11 protein-coding genes are annotated in these 16,752 nt (G+C 68.5%); 3 read left to right on the forward strand and 8 right to left on the reverse strand.

The genetic code is table 11. The annotated features are described in order from the left end of the window. Positions 1–13: 13 nt before the first annotated feature. Both ACNQR1_RS12195 and ACNQR1_RS12200 read right to left on the reverse strand, forming a co-directional pair. On the reverse strand, positions 14–838 hold the full coding sequence (locus tag ACNQR1_RS12195) for an SDR family NAD(P)-dependent oxidoreductase (protein ID WP_418046293.1): 825 nt from the start codon (positions 836–838) through the stop codon (positions 14–16). A gap of 43 nt (positions 839–881) precedes the next feature. Further along, a complete protein-coding gene (locus ACNQR1_RS12200) occupies positions 882–1,169 on the reverse strand; it encodes a helix-turn-helix domain-containing protein (protein WP_418046294.1) in 288 nt (95 codons plus the stop codon). 69 nt (positions 1,170–1,238) lie between these two features. Here ACNQR1_RS12200 and map point away from each other — a divergent pair, with 69 nt between their 5' ends. Further along, positions 1,239–2,000, forward strand: coding sequence for a type I methionyl aminopeptidase (gene map, locus ACNQR1_RS12205; RefSeq protein ID WP_418046295.1), 762 nt, complete (start codon positions 1,239–1,241; stop codon positions 1,998–2,000). A gap of 13 nt (positions 2,001–2,013) precedes the next feature. Here the strand turns inward: map and ACNQR1_RS12210 are convergent, their stop codons facing one another. The 3 genes from ACNQR1_RS12210 to ACNQR1_RS12220 form a co-directional block, all read right to left on the reverse strand. Continuing rightward, positions 2,014–3,324, reverse strand: a complete 1,311-nt coding sequence (locus ACNQR1_RS12210) for an MFS transporter (RefSeq protein WP_418046296.1) — start codon at positions 3,322–3,324, stop codon at positions 2,014–2,016. A gap of 138 nt (positions 3,325–3,462) precedes the next feature. Further along, a complete protein-coding gene (locus ACNQR1_RS12215; protein ID WP_418050346.1) occupies positions 3,463–7,152 on the reverse strand; it encodes a multifunctional oxoglutarate decarboxylase/oxoglutarate dehydrogenase thiamine pyrophosphate-binding subunit/dihydrolipoyllysine-residue succinyltransferase subunit in 3,690 nt (1,229 codons plus the stop codon). Positions 7,153–7,308: 156 nt separating this feature from the next. Then, positions 7,309–8,115 carry a hypothetical protein gene (locus ACNQR1_RS12220; protein ID WP_418046297.1) on the reverse strand — a complete coding sequence of 269 codons (807 nt, stop codon included), beginning with the start codon at positions 8,113–8,115 and terminating at the stop codon, positions 7,309–7,311. A gap of 146 nt (positions 8,116–8,261) precedes the next feature. Here ACNQR1_RS12220 and ACNQR1_RS12225 point away from each other — a divergent pair, with 146 nt between their 5' ends. Both ACNQR1_RS12225 and ACNQR1_RS12230 read left to right on the forward strand, forming a co-directional pair. Beyond that, positions 8,262–9,548 carry a multidrug effflux MFS transporter gene (locus tag ACNQR1_RS12225; protein ID WP_418046298.1) on the forward strand — a complete coding sequence of 429 codons (1,287 nt, stop codon included), beginning with the start codon at positions 8,262–8,264 and terminating at the stop codon, positions 9,546–9,548. Between the two features lie 48 nt (positions 9,549–9,596). Next, positions 9,597–11,309 (forward strand): DHA2 family efflux MFS transporter permease subunit, encoded by a 1,713-nt coding sequence (locus ACNQR1_RS12230; RefSeq protein ID WP_418046299.1) that lies wholly within the window; start codon positions 9,597–9,599, stop codon positions 11,307–11,309. On the opposite strand, the gene ACNQR1_RS12235 is transcribed toward ACNQR1_RS12230, so the two are convergent. The 3 genes from ACNQR1_RS12235 to ACNQR1_RS12245 all read right to left on the reverse strand — a co-directional run bounded on the left by ACNQR1_RS12235 (position 11,272) and on the right by ACNQR1_RS12245 (position 16,715). Then, complete coding sequence (locus ACNQR1_RS12235; protein WP_418046300.1) at positions 11,272–12,636, reverse strand: FAD-binding oxidoreductase; 1,365 nt, start codon at positions 12,634–12,636, stop codon at positions 11,272–11,274. The two genes, ACNQR1_RS12230 and ACNQR1_RS12235, sit on opposite strands and share 38 nt — an antisense overlap. Continuing rightward, positions 12,629–16,063 (reverse strand): TM0106 family RecB-like putative nuclease, encoded by a 3,435-nt coding sequence (locus tag ACNQR1_RS12240; protein WP_418046301.1) that lies wholly within the window; start codon positions 16,061–16,063, stop codon positions 12,629–12,631. The genes ACNQR1_RS12235 and ACNQR1_RS12240 overlap by 8 nt, the downstream gene beginning before the upstream one ends. Before the next feature lie 115 nt (positions 16,064–16,178). After that, positions 16,179–16,715, reverse strand: coding sequence for an LppP/LprE family lipoprotein (locus ACNQR1_RS12245; RefSeq protein WP_418050347.1), 537 nt, complete (start codon positions 16,713–16,715; stop codon positions 16,179–16,181). Positions 16,716–16,752: the final 37 nt, after the last annotated feature.

A 16,752-nucleotide genomic window follows, 5' to 3' on the forward strand; every position in this document is an offset into this window, starting at 1 on the left:
CAACCCCGGCGCGTCAGCGCGGCAGCATCCGGCCCATCGCCCCCGCGAACAGCTTCTGGTACCCCGAGCCGGTGATCCGCACGATGACGTCGAGGATCTTGGCGTCGGCGCCGACGAGTACCCGTGCCCGGTCCTTGCGTACCGCTTCGAGGATGATCGTGGCCGCGCGCTGCGGGGTGGTGTTGGCGAGCTTGCGGTCAAAAGTCTCGGCGAGTGCCTTCTGATCCAGTCCCTCGGCGGCGGTGGCATTGCGCGCGATGGCGGTCTTGATCCCGCCCGGGTGCACACACGTCACCTTGACCGGGTGCTTGGCCAGGGCCATCTCCTGACGCAGGGCCTCGGTGAAGCCGCGCACCGCGAACTTGGCCGAGTTGTAGGCGGCCTGGCCCGGAACCGAGAAGATGCCGAACAGGCTGGAGACGTTGACGACGTGCCCGTCGCCGGATTCGATCAGGTGCGGCAGGAAGGCCTTGGTGCCGTTGACGACGCCCCAGAAGTCCACGTCCATCACGCGCTCGATGTCCTTGAACTGACTGATCTCGACATCTCCGGTGAACGCGATGCCCGCGTTGTTGTAGATCTGGTTGACCTTGCCGAAGTGCTCCTTGACCGCGTCGGCGTAGAGCAGGAAGGCCTCGCGCTCGGTGACGTCGATCCGGTCGGTCTTCACCTCTGCGCCGATCGCCTTGAGGCGTTCCTCCGTGACCGCGAGGCCCTCGGTGTCGACGTCGCAGATCGCCAGTTTGGCGCCCGAACGTCCCAGCTCGATGGCCAGCGCCTGCCCGATGCCCGATCCGGCGCCGGTCACAACGGCGACCTTTCCGGCGAAGCCCTCCATAGAACACTCCCTCGCGTAGTCCGACACGTGTTGAGTTACGAGGCTACGCGGTACCGGCGGTCTCGCATATGGCGGCCTCCGCCGCGGCGGCTTCCTGCCACACGTCGGCGAGGGTCTGCAGCGGGATGTCCAGTGCGGCGCTCAACCCGACGACCGTGCCGAACGCGGGGGAGGGCAGCCGTCCCGTCTCGATCTTGCGCAAGGTCTCCGGGGAGATGCCGGCGTGCTGGGCCACTTCGTCGAGCGAGCGGGTGCCCCGGGCTGCCCGCAGGGTCTCGCCGAGCCGTCGGCCGGCCGCGATCTGTGCGGGTGTGAGCGGGGTGCGGACCACGGCACCACGGTAGCGCCGGTATTTGTATACCGCTAGTGTTGGTATTTAAATACCGAGGAGGGTGTGGGCATGATCGAGCTGAAGACCGAGGCCGAGATCGAGAAGATGCGGGTCACCGGGCGGTTCGTGGCCGAGGTGCTCGGCGAGCTGAGCGGGATCGCGGCGGTCGGAGTCAACCTGCTCGAGCTCGAACACCACGCTCGTGACATGGTCAAACGCCGCGGGGCGGAGTCCTGTTACTGGGACTACGACCCGTCGTTCGGCAAAGGGCCCTTCCGCAACGTGATCTGTCTGTCGGTCAACGACGCTGTGCTGCACGGTCTTCCGCACGACTACCGGCTGCGCGATGGCGATGTGCTCAGCTTGGACTTCGCGGTGTCCATCGACGGTTGGGTCGCCGACGCGGCCCGCACCGTGATCGTCGGGACCCCCGCGGCCGCCGACGTACGCCTGGTCCGGGCCACCGAGGAGGCGCTGGCCGCCGGTACCGCCGCCGCGCGACCGGGTAACCGGCTCGGTGACATCTCGGCCGCCATCGGTGCCGTCGCCGCCGATTACGGGTACCCCGTCAACCTCGAATTCGGTGGGCACGGACTGGGCCGGACCATGCACGAGGATCCGCACGTGCCCAACCGGGGCAAACCGGGCCGCGGCATGAAGTTGCGGGCGGGGATGACGCTGGCGCTCGAGCCGTGGCTGGCCGCGGGCACCAACCGCATCGTCTACGACCGCGACGGCTGGACCATCCGGTCGGCCGACGGTTCCCGCACCGCCCACACCGAGAACACCGTGGCGATCACCGAATCGGGCCCGCTGGTACTCACGTGTTGAGTCGTGCTGACGCCTAATGCTCCGGACGCAACAACAGCGTGGCCACGACGCTGACGACTGCGGTGGCCACCAGATATCCGCACGCCAACCACGGTGTACCGCCACCGGCGGCGATCAGCGCCGTGAGGATCAGCGGAGTCAGGCCCGATGCGTACACGCCGGAGAGTTGGTACACCGTCGACAACCCCGTGTAGCGGGTGCGGGTCGGGAACAGGGACGCGTACAGCGTGCCCTGCGCGCCGTAGAACCAGGCGTGAATGACGCCGAACGCCAACAACATCCCCACCGCGTACGCCACGATGCTGCCGGTGCCGAACAATGCGAACGCCGGGAACACCACCACGGCGTACGCGGCGATGCCCGACGCGTAGACCGCCTTGGGGCCGAACCGGTCGGCCAACAGACCTGACACGGGCAGCAGCACCGCCATGAGCAGCGCCGCGGCGGTCACCACCACCAATACGGGCACCTTGCCCAGGTGCAGGGTCGCGGTGGCGTACGAGATCGTGAACACGCCCCAGGTGTTGAACGCGGCGCCCTCGCCCCAGCGCGACAGCAGGCCCAGCACCGTCGAGCGCAGCGCCGGGGGACGGAAGATCTCCTTCACGGGGACCGCCGCGCGGTCGTCGTCGTCGCGCAGCTTCTCGAACGCCGGGGTCTCGGCCACCCGGAACCGCACCACGACGCCGAAGATCACCAGCACGACGCTGAACAGGAACGCGATGCGCCATCCGTAGGCCTGGAATGCCTCGGCCGACAGCCACAGCTGCAGCAGCACGAACACCCCGGTGCCCAGGGCCAGGCCCAGGGCCAGCCCGACCTGCGGGATGCTTCCGAACAATCCGCGGCGCTGACGGGGGCTGTGCTCGACGGCCAGCAGCACCGCGCCGGCCCATTCACCGCCGAGGGCGAATCCCTGGACCACGCGCAACACCAGGAGCAGGACCGGCGCCAGCACACCGATCTGCGCCGCGGTGGGCAGCACACCCATCAGCGCGGTGGCCGCGCCCATCAACAGCATGGTCAGCGCGAGCGTCTTCTTGCGCCCGATCCGGTCGCCGATGTGACCGAAGACGAACCCGCCGATCGGCCGGACCACGAAGCCGACCGCGAAGGTGGCGAATGCCAGCATCGTGCCGACAAACGAGCTCTGGTCGGGGAAGAAGGTGTGGTTGAACACCAGGCTCGCCGCCGTGGCGTAGAGGAAGAAGTCGTACCACTCGATCGTCGTCCCGAGCACACTGGCCAGCACCGCCGTGCGCACCGGGTTTCCCGAGGCGGGCGTCGCCGTGGATGCGGTGGGCGGGGCGGCTGCGATGGTCACCCTAGTTGTCTAGTGACCACCGCCCGGTGCGAACAGCATTGTGCGCGAGGTGATTCAAACCCCGCCCGCGAGCGTGCGCAGAATGTCGACATACACCGGAGTGTTGGCCGGCAGACACGCACGCTCGCGCAGCGGGGGTTACCCGAATGCCAGGTCGATGATCTCCTGCTGCTCGACGGCATGCACCTTCGACGACCCCGAGGACGGAGCCGACATCGCGCGCCGGGAGATCCGCTTGATCGGGGTGAAGTACTCGGGCAGCACCTCGGGCAGGGTCAGACCCAGCGACGGCCACGCACCCTGGTTGGCCGGCTCCTCCTGGACCCAGAACTTCTCCGTGACGTTCGGGTAGCGGTCCAGCGTCTCTGCCAGCCGGCGCCGCGGCAGCGGGGCGAGCTGTTCGACGCGCACGATCGCGACGTCCTCACGGTTGTCCTTGGCCTTGCGTGCCGCCAGGTCGTAGTAGATCTTGCCGCTGCACAGCAGGACCCGGGTGACCTTGCTGCGGTCGCCCTCACCGTCGGTGTAGACGGATTCCTCCAGCACCGAACGGAACTTGTTCTCGGTGAAATCGCGGATGTCGCTGACGGCGGCCTTGTTGCGCAGCATCGACTTCGGGGTGAAGACGATCAGCGGACGCTGGATGCCGTCGAGGCCGTGGCGGCGCAACAGGTGGAAGTAGTTCGCGGGGGTCGACGGCACCGCGATGGTCATCGAACCCTCGGCCCACAGCTGCAGGAAGCGTTCGATACGGCCCGAGGTGTGGTCGGGACCCTGGCCCTCGTGGCCGTGCGGGAGCAGCAGCACGACGTCGGAGAGCTGGCCCCACTTGGCCTCACCGGAGCTGATGAACTCGTCGATGATCGACTGGGCGCCGTTGACGAAGTCGCCGAACTGGGCCTCCCACAACACCATTGCGTCCGGGTTGCCCACCGAGTAGCCGTATTCGAAGCCCACCGCGGCGTACTCCGACAGCGCCGAGTTGTACACCAGGAACTTGCCGCCGGTCGAGGTGCCGTCGGTGGTGGTGGCCAGCAGCTGTAGCGGCGTGAACTCCTCGCCGGTCTTGCGATCGACGATCACGGCGTGACGCTGGGTGAACGTGCCGCGCTGGGTGTCCTGGCCGCTCAATCGGACCAGCTTGCCCTCGGAGATGAGCGACCCGAGCGCCAGCAGTTCGGCGAACGCCCAGTCGACCTTGCCCTCGTAGGCCATCTCGCGGCGCTTCTCCAGCACCGGCTTGACGCGCGGGTGCACGGTGAACCCGTCCGGCAGGGCCAGATGGGCATCGCCGATGCGGGCCAGCAGCGACTTGTCGACCGCGGTCGCGAGCCGCTGCGGGATCTGCTGGTCGGACTCGACCGACTCGCTCGGCTCGGCCGCGTGCTTCTCCAGTTCGCGGACCTCGTTGAACACCCGTTCCAGTTGGCCCTGGTAGTCGCGCAGGGCGTCCTCGGCCTCCTTCATCGAGATGTCGCCACGGCCGATCAGGGCTTCGGTGTAGGCCTTGCGGGAGCCGCGCTTGGTGTCGATGACGTCGTACATGTACGGCTGGGTCATCGACGGGTCGTCGCCTTCGTTGTGTCCGCGGCGGCGGTAGCACAGCATGTCGATGACGACGTCCTTCTTGAACGCCTGGCGGAAGTCCACCGCCAGCCGCGCCACCCAGGCGCAGGCCTCCGGGTCGTCGCCGTTGACGTGGAAGATCGGCGCACCGATCATCTTGGCCACGTCGGTGCAGTACTCGCTGGAGCGCGAATCCGTTGGCGCCGTGGTGAACCCGATCTGGTTGTTGACCACGATGTGGACGGTGCCACCGGTGGTGTAGCCGTTGAGCAAAGCCAGGTTCAGCGTCTCGGCGACCACGCCCTGACCGGCGAACGCCGCATCGCCGTGCAGCATCAGCGGGACGACGGGGTACTCGCCGGAGACATCGGCGTCTCTGCTGGGGTCCAGCAGATCCTGCTTGGCCCGGACCAGACCCTCGAGCACGGGGTCGACCGCTTCGAGATGTGACGGGTTGGCGGTCAGCGACACCTGAATGTCGTTGTCCCCGAACATCTGGATGTAGTTGCCGGACGCGCCGAGGTGGTACTTCACGTCGCCGGAGCCGTGCGCCTGCGACGGGTTCAGGTTGCCCTCGAACTCGGTGAAGATCTGGCTGTAGGGCTTGCCGACGATGTTGGCCAGCACGTTGAGCCGGCCGCGGTGCGGCATGCCGATGACCACCTCGTCGAGGCCGTGCTCGGCGGCCTGGTCGATAGCGGCGTCCATCATCGGGATGACGGTTTCGGCGCCTTCAAGCGAGAAGCGCTTCTGCCCAACGTATTTGGTCTGCAAGAAGGTCTCGAACGCCTCGGCGGCGTTGAGCTTGCTCAGGATGTACTTCTGTTCGGCGACGGTCGGCTTGTCGTGCTTGATCTCGACGCGTTCCTGCAGCCAGCGTTGCTGATCCGGCTCGAGGATGTGGGTGTACTCGACGCCGATGTGGCGGCAGTACGCGTCGCGCAGCACCGAGAGCACGTCGCGCAGCTTCATGTACTGCTTGCCGGCGAACCCGTCGACCTTGAACTCGCGGTCCAGGTCCCACAGCGTCAGGCCGTGGCTGTTCACGTCGAGGTCGGGGTGGCTGCGGAAACGCGTGTTGTCCAGCCGCAGCGGGTCGATGTCGGCCATCAGGTGGCCGCGGTTGCGGTAGGCCGCGATCAGCTCGATGACGCGGGCGTTCTTGTCGGCGATCGAATCCGGGTTGTCGGTGCGCCAGCGCACCGGCTCGTAAGGGATGCCGAGTTCGCGGAAGATCTCGTCGAAGAACTCGTCGTCGAGCAGCAACTGGTGGATGGTCCGCAGGAAGTCGCCGGACTCCGCGCCCTGGATGATCCGGTGATCGTAGGTCGAGGTCAGGGTGATCAGCTTGCCGATGCCCAGCTCGGCGATGCGTTCCTCGCTGGCCCCCTGGAACTCGGCCGGGTACTCCATGGCGCCGGCGCCGATGATCGCGCCCTGGCCCTGCATGAGTCGCGGCACCGAGTGCACGGTGCCGATCGTGCCGGGGTTGGTCAGCGAGATGGTGACCCCGGAGAAGTCCTCGGCGGTCAGCTTGCCGTCGCGGGCCCGGCGCACGATGTCCTCGTAGGCCGCGATGAACTGGCCGAAGTGCATGGTCTCGCAGCGCTTGATCGCGGCCACGACCAGTGAGCGGTTGCCGTCCTTGCCGGGCAGGTCGATGGCCAGGCCGAGGTTGGTATGCGCCGGGGTGACCGCGGCGGGCTTGCCGTTGGCCTCGGCGAAGTACCGGTTCATGTTCGGGAACTTCTTGACCGCCTGCACGATGGCATAGCCGAGCAGGTGGGTGAAGCTGACCTTGCCGCCACGCGTGCGCTTGAGGTGGTTGTTGATGACGACGCGGTTGTCGATCATCAGCTTGGCCGGGATGGCCCGCACGCTCGTGGCGGTGGGCACCTCGAGCGAGGCGTTCATGTTCTTGACGACGGCCGCCGCGGCGCCGCGCAGCACCTGCGTCTCGTCGCCCTCGGCTGGGGTGGGACCCGCCTTGGCCGCCTTGGCCGGAGCCGCTTTGGCCGGAGCCGGAGCCGCCTTTGCCGGAGCCGGGGCGGGAGCCGCCGGGGCGGGAGTTGCCGGAGCAGCTGCCGCGGGCGCGGCAGGCGTTGCTGCCGGGGCGGCGGCGGGCGCCGCCGGAGCTGCCGGCGGCGTGGATTGTCCGTTGGCGACGGTGTTGTCGGTGGTGGGCTCAGGGGAGTAGTCGACTAGAAATTCGTGCCAACTCGGATCCACCGAAGAGGGATCCTCGCGGAATTTGCGATACATCTCCTCGACCAACCACTCGTTCTGCCCGAATGGTGAAGGTGAACTGCTCACGGCAGACACTCGCCTCGATTCTTGTGTCCGGCCAGCCGTCACAAGGAGGCTTGCCGCTTGTGTTCTTCTGTGGGCGGTTGACCCCGCTCGACCGCCGCATAAAGGCTATCGCCTTTCGGCACCATCCGAGGTCGGCATGGGGCTGGCGGAGTTCGCGGACGGCAGCACATGCAACGTTGCAGGCCACCGCGGCGGGGGCGCACCGAACGCCTGGCGGGCGTTGGCGACGATCTTCTTACCCATCAGCCGGTTGCCGACGCCGCCGATGACAGCACCGATGCCGACCGGCAGCATCTTGCCGAAAGCCATCGCGCCGCGCTTGAGCGTATACCGCTTGACGAAGTACTTGACCAGCCGGGAGTTGAGTTGCGAGACCGCGGGCAACGGCAGCGTCGCGGCACCGTCGGACAGCCATGCGCCGCTGGTGCGTCCGGTGCCCAGCAGGTCTGCGATGGCGCGCTTGCTGTCGTCGCCGACGAGCACCGAGAGCACCAGGGTGCGACGCCGTTCACGGTGGTCGGCGGGGACGCCGTGGACCTCTGCGACCGCCAGCACGAACACCGAGGTGGCTTCCAGGAACACGACGGTCTCGCCGGCCACGGCCGACAGCGCGGCCAGGGTTCCGATGCCGGGGAAGGCCGCCGCCGAGCCGACGGCGGCACCGCTGGCCATCACCGCGGCCAGGTAGTGCTTCTCGAGCCGGGTGACGATCTCGGCCGGGGTGGCATCGGGCTGATGGCTGCGCAGCCGGTCCACATAGGCCTTGACAGCGGGAGCCTGGACGCGTGAGCTGCGCTCGATGATGGCCGACAGCGCCCTGGCCGCCGCGCTGGGATCTTCGGTCTCTTCGACCTTCGCCGGTAGTGGCTTGGACCGCGCTCGCACTTCGGGGCCTCCCAGGTGTGAACCCATCGTTGACTGCCAGGCTAACGCGTGACCTGACGTGGGGAGAACGAACGGCGACCCGGTGCCGGTGCCCGAGGGTGACCGCTGTCACTGCGTGCGCTCCGCGGATGCGGCAGGGAACAAAAAACCGGGATGCGGGGCTGTTCAGCTTCATGGCATCATCGCCCGACGTGGACCAGACGACAGTGCCGGCCGCGCCGAGCCGGATCCGGATGATCCTGGTGCTGGGTGCCCTCGTCGCGTTGGGTCCGCTGACCATCGACATGTATCTGCCGGCGCTGCCGCGGATCGCCGACGAGCTGTCGGTCTCCTCCTCGGTGTCCCAGCTGACGCTCACCGGCACCCTGGCCGGCCTGGCGCTGGGGCAGTTGATCGTCGGCCCACTGTCGGACTCGCTGGGACGCAGGCGCCCGTTGATGGCAGGCATCGTGCTGCACATGCTCGCCTCGGTGCTGTGTGTGCTGGCTCCCGACATCACCGTCCTCGGTGTGGCGCGCGGACTGCAGGGCATGGGTGCGGCGGCCGCTTCGGTGGTTGCCATCGCCGTGGTCGGCGACCTGTTCAGTGGCACGGTGGCGGCAACGGTGATGTCGCGGCTGATGCTGGTGCTCGGGGTGGCCCCGGTCCTGGCCCCGTCGTTGGGCGCGGCGGTGCTGTTGCACGGGTCCTGGCACTGGGTCTTCGTCGCGCTGGTGGTGGTGGCCGGCGGACTGCTGGCGATGGCCGCGCTCGCGTTGCCCGAGACGCTGCCGGTGTCGCACCGGCGCCCGCTGGCGGTGCGCGGCATCATCGGCACCTATATCGAGCTGCTCCGTGACTCGCGGTTCGTGATCCTCGTGCTGGTGGCCGCGTTGGGTATGTCCGGACTGTTCGCCTACATCTCGGCCGCACCGTTCGTCCTGCAGGGCCACTACGGGCTGAACCAGCAGGCGTTCGCGCTGGTGTTCGCCGCCGGCGCCATCGCGCTGATCGGCTCCACGCAGTTCAACGTGGTGCTGCTGCGCCGGTTCTCGCCCCAGGCCATCACCGTGGCGGCGCTGAGCTGGTCGACGCTGGCCGGCGTGGTGTTCGTCGTGCTGACAGTCGCGCACGTGGGCGGGCTGTCCGCGTTCCTGGTGCCGGTGCTCGCGATCCTGGCGGGGATGGGTCTGGTGCTCCCCAACGCCCCGGCGGTCGCGCTGTCGCGCCATCCCGACGCCGCGGGAACGGCGGCCGCGCTGCTGGGCGCGGCGCAGTTCGGGCTCGGCGCCGCGGTGGCGCCGGCGATCGGGGCCCTGGGCAACGGCGCGCCGGCGTTGTCGTGGGTGATGACGGCCGGCATGGCGATTGCCTTGACGGCGCTGCTGCTGGTCGGTCGGCGTAACGGTGATGACGAGCCCGGCGAATATCCAGGCGACGCGCTCGACGTCGCTCCGGAGGCGGTTGTCGAGCCAGCCTGACCCGGCCCCGGGTAGCGTCAGACCCGAGGCCCAACACACCACATCGACATGTCCCAAGCGCTGAACGCCCGCACCCCGAGCCCGCAGGGCAGGGTGCCCGCGCGTCCGGAGAATCCGTGGAACGCGCTGTGGGCCATGATGGTCGGCTTCTTCATGATCCTGGTGGACGCGACGATCGTCGCGGTCGCCAACCCGACCATCATGGAGCAGCTCGGCGCCGACTACGACGGCGTGATCTGGGTGACCAGCGCCTACCTGCTCGCCTACGCGGTGCCGCTGCTCGTCGCGGGACGGCTCGGCGATGTGTACGGGCCCAAGAACCTCTATCTGGCCGGGCTGGCCGTGTTCACCGCGGCCTCGCTGTGGTGTGGTCTGGCCGGCAGCATCGAGATGTTGATCGCCGCTCGCGTGGTGCAGGGCATCGGTGCGGCGTTGCTGACGCCGCAGACGTTGTCGACGATCACCCGCATCTTCCCGGCCGAGCGGCGCGGGGTGGCGATGAGCGTGTGGGGTGCGACCGCAGGCGTGGCCACCCTGGTCGGGCCGCTCGCCGGTGGCGTCCTGGTCGGAGGACTGGGCTGGCAGTGGATCTTCTTCGTCAACGTGCCGATCGGAATCCTGGGTCTGGCGCTGGCGGTGTGGCTGGTCCCGGTGCTGCCCACCCAGGCGCACCGGTTCGACGTACTGGGCGTGGTGTTGTCCGGCGTCGGCATGTTCCTGATCGTGTTCGCGCTGCAGGAGGGCCAGTCGCGGGACTGGGCACCCTGGGTGTGGGCCACCGGTGCGGTCGGCATCGCGGTGATGGTGGCGTTCGTGTGCTGGCAGGCGGTCAACACCGCCGAACCGCTGATCCCGCTGCGGATCTTCAAAGACCGCGACTTCAGCCTGGCCAACGTGGGCGTGGCGACGATCGGGTTCGCGGTGACCGCGATGATCCTGCCGTTGATGTTCTACGCCCAGACCGTGTGCGGGTTGTCGCCGATCCGCTCGGCCCTGTTGACCGCGCCCACCGCGATCGCCAGCGGTGCGCTGGCTCCGGTGGTGGGCCGCATCGTCGACCGTGCGCATCCGACGCCGGTGATCGGCTTCGGCTTCTCGGCCATGGCCATCGGGTTGACCTGGCTGGCGGTGGAGATGACCCCCACGACACCCATCTGGCGGCTGCTGCTGCCGCAGTTGGTGATGGGCATCGGCATGGCGTTCATCTGGTCCCCGCTGGCGGCGACCGCGACCCGTAACCTGCCACCGGACCTGGCCGGGGCGGGGTCGGGTGTGTACAACGCCACGCGCCAGGTCGGTTCGGTGCTGGGCAGCGCCGGTATCGCGGCGTACATGACGTCGCGCATCGGCGCCGAAATGCCAGGGGCCGCAAGTGCGGCGCCCCGTGGCGAGGGTGCGGCCGCCGAACTGCCCGAGTTCCTTCACGCGCCGTTCGCCGCGGCGATGTCGCAGTCCATGCTGCTGCCCGCGTTCGTCGCGCTCTTCGGTGTGGTCGCTGCCCTGTTCCTACTGGGTTTCGGGACGGAATCGACTTTCGCGGCTGCGCCTGTGCAGGACGCGAACCCCGAGCCCTACCTCGATCCCCGCGACGACGATGACGACGACTACGTCGAGTTCACCGTCGGCACCGACGGCCACGACGTGAACGGCCACGACGAGGACGGTGACGCGGTGACGGACTCGTTCCGCGCGCCGCCGGTATGGGAGAACATCTACGCCGAGTTCATGGCCGATCGTGACGGAACAGCACAGCGGGATTGAGGTAGCCGCCCGGATCGAACGCGGCCTTGACGGTGCGCATGGCCGCGATGTCGGCCTCGGTGCGTGACATCGCCACATAGTCGCGTTTGCGCGAGCCGACGCCGTGTTCGGAGCTGACGTTGCCGCCGCACTCGGCGATCAGCGTCATCATCGCGGCGTACAGCCCGGGTTCTGCGTCGGTGGAGCAGCGCAGCACGTTCAGGTGCAGGTTGCCCTCGCCGATGTGACCGAACAGGACCGGGATCGCTTCTGGCGCATGGCCTGCGATCAATTCGGCGGATGCGTCGGCGAAACCCCGGATCGCCGACAGCGGCAGCGAGACGTCGAATTTCAGTGGCGGGCCGAACAATCCGAGCACCTCGGCCACCGACTCACGGACCTGCCACAACCGCTGCTGCGCGGTCGCGTCGACGCCGACGGCGGGTTCACCGCACAGGTCGGTGCCTTCCAGCGCGTCGGCCAGGCGTTCGGTCTGGTCCCCGTCGCCGGCCAGTTCGATGAGCAACTGCCAGGCACCGGCGACCGGGGCGGCCACGCCGAGGTGTTCGGCGGTCAATGCACTGGCCCTGGCGTCGATCAGCTCCAGGGCCGCGATGCCCTCGAGGTCACGGAAGATCCGCCCCGCGCCGACCAGCGCATCCAGGTCGGCGAACCCGCAGATCGCGGTGACCCGGTGGGAGGGCGTGGGGTGCAGCCGTAGGTCCAGTGCGGTGATCACGCCGAGGGTGCCCTCCGCGCCGACGAACAGGGAGGCCAGGTCGTAGCCCGTGTTGTCGCTGCGTACCTGGCTGTGCCGGTGCACCACCGACCCGTCGGGCAGCGCGACGTCCAGGCCGAGCACCTGCTCGCCCATGTTGCCGTAGCGCACCGTGCGCAGCCCGCCTGCGTTGGTGGAGGCCATCCCGCCGACCGTGGCCGATTCGCGCGCGGCGAGGTCCACCCCGAACACCAGGCCGGCGGCCGCCGCGGCCCGCTGCACCGCGGCCAGGGGAGTCCCGGCGCCGACGCTGACCCGGCGCTCGACGGTGTCGACGGCGCCGATGTCGTTGAGTCGTTCGGTGGACAGCAGGATGTCGTCGTTCTCGGGCACCGTCCCGGCCACCAGCGAGGTCCGGCCACCCTGCACCGTGACACACGCTCCCGCGTCGCGGCAGGCCCGCAACACCGCGGCCACCTCATCGGCATTGCCGGGGCGCACCAGCGCTGACGCCTGCCCGCGGTAACGCCCGGTGTGGTCGACGCAGCGGCCGTCCAACACGTCGGGGTCGGTGGTGACATAGCCTGCACCGACGATCCCGGCAAGCGTTTCGGTAAGCGTTTCAGTCACCGGTTGGGTTTATCACAGGGTCGGTCAGGGCCAGGAATGCGCCGAGTGCGATCAGGCTGTCGGGCTGGGCCGGCAGATAGTCGGTGAGCTGGGGTGAGCGCACGATGTACGCGACGTATTTGGCCCGGCTGATCGCCACGTTGAGCCGGTTGCGGTTCAGCAGGAACCCGATCCCGCGGGGCACATCGGCGGCCGAGGATGCCGTCATCGACACGAACACCACCGGGGCCTGTCTGCCCTGGAACTTGTCCACCGTGCCGGCCTGAACCTCGGTCAGTCCTGCCGCGTCGAGGGCTCGGCGCACCGTGGTCACCTGGGCGTTGTAGGGCGTCACCACCAGGAAGTGGTCCTGGTCCAGAGACGTGCTGCCATGCTCGTCGGTCCAGGTGGTGCCGATCAGGCCGATGATGGCCGCGACGATCGCGCGGGCCTCTTCGGGACTGTCGGTCGAATTGCCCAGGTGTGCGACCTCGAGTGCGCGGACTCCGGGTTGGACACCGTCGACTTTGCGTGCGGCACTGACCTTTTCGTGTGACTGCAGCCGTCCGTCGTAAGACAGTCGCGACACCGGGCCGCACACGGCCGGATGCATCCGGAACGAGCGGTCCAGGAAATACCCGCGGTCGGCCGGTAGCGTGTGCGCGCCCTCGACCAGCCAGCCCAATGCGGAATCGTCGACCGGTGCGGGGTGGGTGCCCTGGCAGACCTGGGGCAATTGCTGCGGATCGCCCAGGAGCAGCAGATTGCGCGCGGCCGGCGCCACCGCGATGGTGTTGGCCAGGTTGAACTGGCCTGCCTCCTCGATCACCAGCAGGTCGAGGCAACGGCGCGGGACCCGCGCCTCGTTCGCGAAATCCCATGCGGTGCCGCCGATCACGCATCCGGGGTGATCGGCGACGAACGAGGCATAGGCGTTTTCGCTGACCGCCGTCCACCGCGGGTCGTCGCCCTTGCGTTTCTTGGCGACCCGCTCGGGGCTCACACCGGCATCGAGTACCTGATCCAGCAGGTGCTCGATCACCGCGTGGGACTGGGCGACGATGCCGATGCGCCAACCGTTTTCGTTGACAAGGCGGGCGATGATCTGTGCCGAGGTGTGGGTCTTGCCGGTGCCGGGCGGGCCGTGCACCGCGATGTATGAGCAATCCAGATCCAGCAGTGCTGCCGTGATGTCGGCGGCGGCCTCACCGGTGCGGGGCAGTGGCCGGCCGCTGACGGTGCGCGGCGGACGCCGCAGCAGCACGTCGGTCACCGCGTCGGCGGGAAGTGCCGGCAGTCCGGCGGACACGGTGGCCGCCGTGTCGTCGATGGACACCTGCAGGGGCCGGGTGTTGATCGGCGGGCCAGGGGTCAGCGCGAACGGGAACTGGGTGAACGTGCCACCGTCCTTGGGCTGGCGTTCGGTGATCAGCACCTCGGTGGGTGCCTCCGGGTTGTCGCAGCCGACGACGGTGGCGCTGCCGAAGCCGCGACGGTCCGGGTCGTCGGACAGGCCTGCCGGCGCCGGCGGCGGGTACAGCGCGTAGACCTCGTTACCCAGCTCCCCGGAGTCGATGGCGCCGGTCAACAGCACCTGTCGCTGCGGCTTGCGGGCCCGCGGCGGGGTGTGCCAGTCGGTGACGACCTGCACCTTGTCGGCGACGAAAACACCTGTGCTGTCCGCCCATTCGTCGACCGGATTGTTCAGCCGGTCGAAATGACCCCACCAGAACGGTTTGTCCTCACGCTTGTGGAAGCCGCGGGCGGCGGCCACGAGTGCCACCGCCTGCTGCTCTGCCGTTCGAGGTTCCACTCCGTCCCCGGCGAAGCGGAGCAGCTTGCGTTCGACGGCGTCGGCCTTCTCGATCGGTGCTCCGTCGCGCACCGGTTGTGGGCCGCGCGGCGGCACCTCGGCTTCGAACGCCCGGTTGATCAGCCAGTCCCGCAATCGGTGGGTGGACCGGCAGTCGTAGCGGTTGTAGTCTTCGATCTCCTTGAGCACGGTGGCGGCCTCGTCGTGCTGACCGGCATCGCGCAGTGCGCAGTGGCGGGCGTATTCGGTGATCGAATCGGTGGCCTTGGTGACCTCACCGTCGCGCAGTTCGTTGCCCATGTACAGCGGTTCCAGCGACTTGATGCTGTAGTTCTCGGTGCCAACGCGAATGCTCTTGCGCACCAACGGAAGCAGGTCGACGAGGATGCCGTTGCGCAGCAGGTCGTCGACAGCGTTCTCGCCCACGCCGTAGCGGCCGGCCAGTCGCAGCAGGGTGCTGCGCTCATAAGGCGCGTAGTGGTAGATGTGCATCTTGGGAAAACGCTTGCGCCGCTTGCGAACCAGGTCAAGGAAATCGATGAGTACCTGGCGTTCGCTGGCCCGGTCGTGCGCCCACAACGCCTGGAAGTTGCCTTCCGCGCCCAAGACGCCCCACAGGTATTCCAGGCCCCAGTCCTGGCCGTTGGCCGTCCACAACGGGTCGCCTTCGTAGTCGAAGAACAGGTCGCCCTTGTCCGGATCCGGCAGCAGCATCAGCGGTTGTGGATCGACGACCTCGTACGGCGGCTTGCCATCTGGCTGCGGTGCCACCTGCAGGCGGGCCTGGCCCCGCAGAGCGGTCAGGGCGCGCTGGGCCAACCCGGGCACTGCGTCGGTGTGGTCGGCCAATTGATGGGTGGTGGTGACACCGGCCTCGATGAGCCGGGCGCGCTGGCCGGCCCGAATCCCGGCAACCAGGAACAGGTCGTCGGTGGCGCGGATCTGCTGCTCGCATTCACTGCAGCCGAAACACGCCCGCACCGTGTCGTCGGACCAGTGCACCGCTGCGCCGCCGGCCAGATGACCGTCGAGCAGTGCCTGTAGCGCGGCACGCCGCGGCCGGTACACCGCCAGCAGTTCGTCGACGCGGTAGCTGGACATCGCGCCGTCGCCGAGGACCAGGTCGACCTCGTCGGCGACCGGCACCCCGGCGCCCGACAGCACGTCGGCGTAGGCGGCCAGCTGAAGCAGCGCCTCCACCTTCACCGAGCGAGACAGTTTGGTGTCCCGCAGGCGGTAGCGCTGCCCGTCCCAGATCAGGAAATCGGCGAACCCGGCGAACCGCCCGTCGAACATCGCGGCCTGATAGATCACCGGGTCGCGGCGTCGCACGGCTTCCAGGGTGGCTTCGGCAGCGGTGGTCAGCCCGGCCGCGGTGTAGGTGGGCCTGCCGATCACCGTCACCCCAGACGATGCAGTGTCGGCTCGTAGCTGTTCGAGATGGCGCTGCTCGTGTTCGCCGCCGAGTTGTGCGGTGCGAGCCAGCAATTCGTCGTCGGAGGACACCGCGGGGCCACGGCCGACCTGCGCGTCGAACGAACGCAGCAGGGCGTACTCGCAGCGGGCTGCCGCGGCCAGATCCGAGGCGCTGTAGATGACCGTCGGACCCGACGCGCTCTCGTCGGTGACGAACACGCTGCCACTGTAGGTGAGGGCGCCGACATCGTTGCTTTCCCTCGCGAAACAGCACGTGCGGTTGTCAAGCCGCTGCCTTCACGACCCTGACTGCTGTTTCGAGGCAGGGCGAAAGCTAGATGTTGCCCATCAACTCCACGCCGCCGCCGTTCCAGCGGAACTTCACCGTGCTGGCCAGTCCGTGGAGTCCGCCGGAGTACTGCAGTGCCACGGTGTCGCCCGTGCTGGCCGTCTTGTCGATGCCGTTGAAGCCATAGGTGTCCGGCACGCCGGTCGGGATGAACTTGCCCAGGTGGAAGAGCACGGCTCGGGTGTTGGGGTGTTCGGAGTTGGTGTTGGCCCGCACGATGACCGCCGACAGCTGGGCGCACTCGTTGTAGTTGCCCGCCAGCGGCTCGGGGCTCCAGGACTGATTGCTGCGTGGGTCCCGGGGCAACTCCGAGACGGCCTTGGAGATCTCGGGGGCGGCCAGGTTCACCGCGCAGGGATCGGCCTGGGGCGGCGCCGGCGCCGGGGCCGCCTTCGCGGCAGGGGTGGACACCGAGGTCGGGGCCGGACCGGGTCCGGCGTCGGGGGTTTTGGAGACGGTGGAATCGCCCGATCCGCACCCCGAGAGCGTGAGCACGGTCGCGACAACGACCCCGGGGGCCATGGCGAACACTGCGACCCGATTCACAGTTGGGCAACCT

Source organism: Mycobacterium sp. 48b, from assembly GCF_048282725.1.
Taxonomy (GTDB): domain Bacteria; phylum Actinomycetota; class Actinomycetes; order Mycobacteriales; family Mycobacteriaceae; genus Mycobacterium.